Genomic DNA, 1,635 nt, shown 5'->3' with positions numbered 1-1,635 from the left:
TTTGCCCAGTTCTGCGTTCTCGGCCTCAAAGTCCTTCTGCCAGTCCACAGCCATGATCGGGGCAAAAGAGTGACCCAAACTGTTGGCGTAATATGGAAAAGCTGGCGCTTCACCAGTCACCACAACCGACAGGAACAGCCTGTTTTTCCGGGCCAGATCGACCAGCTCCGCGATATCGGCAGGATGGCCCGATTTGCCCATCAGCACCAGCAGGGTCGCATTTTCCATGGCATGTATCCCTCTTTGTCCTTCGCACCGACTGTAGGCGCGCCTGCAATCCGCAGATTGACTTCGATCAACCCAATTGCACGGATCAGCCGGCCCCGCCCGCGCGCGGCACGATGCGCAGCGCACGCAGGGCGTTCAGGATGACCGCGATGTCGATCAGTTCCTGCAGAACGGCCCCCTCGACAGGCGTCAGATAGCCGAATGCGGCGGCGATCATCCCGCAGCAGGACAGGCCGATCCCCGCAAAGACGCTCTGCACGGCAATGCTGCGCGACCTGCGCGCGATCTCGACCCCCGACAGCAATGGATCCAGCCTGTCGAGCAACAATACCACGTCGGCGGCCTCGGCACTTGCCGCCGCACCGCGGGCACCCATTGCCACGCCAAGATCGGCAGCCGCAAGCGCGGGTGCGTCATTCACGCCATCCCCCACCATCATCACGGGGCCGTTCTTGCGTTCGGTCAGCACCAGCAGCACCTTTTGATCCGGTGTCAGATCGACCGATACCGCATCCAGACCCAGCCCTGCAGTGATCGCAGCTGCCACCGCTTTGCGGTCTCCGGTCGCCATGACAAGGCGTTGCACACCCTGACCGCGCAATCCGGCAAGGAACCCCGCCACGCCGGGCCGCAAGGCATCCGCCATCGTGATGCGCCCCGCAAGCTGTCCGTCGACCGCAAGGGCCACGACAACCGAACCGGCTTCGCAGGCGGATGTTGCGCCTGCGCCGCCTGTCACCTGCGCCATCACGAAGGCCTCGCCGCCGACAATGACCGACCGCCCCGCGACCCGGCCCGCGACCCCGTCACCCGGCGTTTCATGCACGTCTTCAGGCAGCGCCAGCACCAGGCCGCGCGCGCGGGCGTCGGCCACCAGGGCCCGCGCGATCGGGTGCTTTGACGCCTGATCAAGTTCCGCCGCCAGACGCAGGACATCGGCCTCGGCATATCCCCCAAACGCCTCGATCAGCACGACCTGCGGCCGTCCGTCCGTCAGCGTCCCCGTCTTGTCCATCACCAGCGTGCGGACCTGTGCCAGCATTTCCAGCGCCTTGGCACCCTTGATCAGCACGCCATACCGGGCTGCGCGTGACAGCCCCGCTGTCAGCGCAACGGGCACGGCCAGGATCAGCGGGCATGGCGTGGCCACCACCAGCACGGCGACCGCGCGGATGGGGTCGTCCGTGAACCACCACGCCGCCCCGGCAATCCCCACTGTCAGCACCAGAAACACCAGCGAATATCTGTCCGCGAGACGGGACATCGGCGCTTTCGACTTTTGGGCAGCTTCTACCAGCCGCACGATCCCGGCATAGGTGCTGTCGGCAGCCAGCGCTTTGGCCGACAGATCAAACGCATCCCCGGCATTGGTCGATCCGCTCATCACCGCATCGCCGCTGTTCAGCC

Annotated in this window: 2 protein-coding genes; both read right to left on the bottom strand. The window is 65.4% G+C overall.

Going from position 1 to position 1,635, the window contains the following annotated elements:
* A partial coding sequence (locus ACRCSW_RS08375; RefSeq protein WP_438704170.1) for a hypothetical protein occupies positions 1-228 on the bottom strand: 228 nt, incomplete at its 3' end.
* Between the two features lie 85 nt (positions 229-313).
* A partial coding sequence (locus ACRCSW_RS08370; protein ID WP_438704169.1) for a heavy metal translocating P-type ATPase occupies positions 314-1,635 on the bottom strand: 1,322 nt, incomplete at its 5' end.

It is taken from the genome of Tabrizicola sp., assembly GCF_051645465.1.
Lineage (GTDB): Bacteria > Pseudomonadota > Alphaproteobacteria > Rhodobacterales > Rhodobacteraceae > Tabrizicola.
The sequence above is the reverse complement of the archived record's forward strand: the minus strand, read 5'-3'. Positions and strand labels throughout refer to the sequence as shown.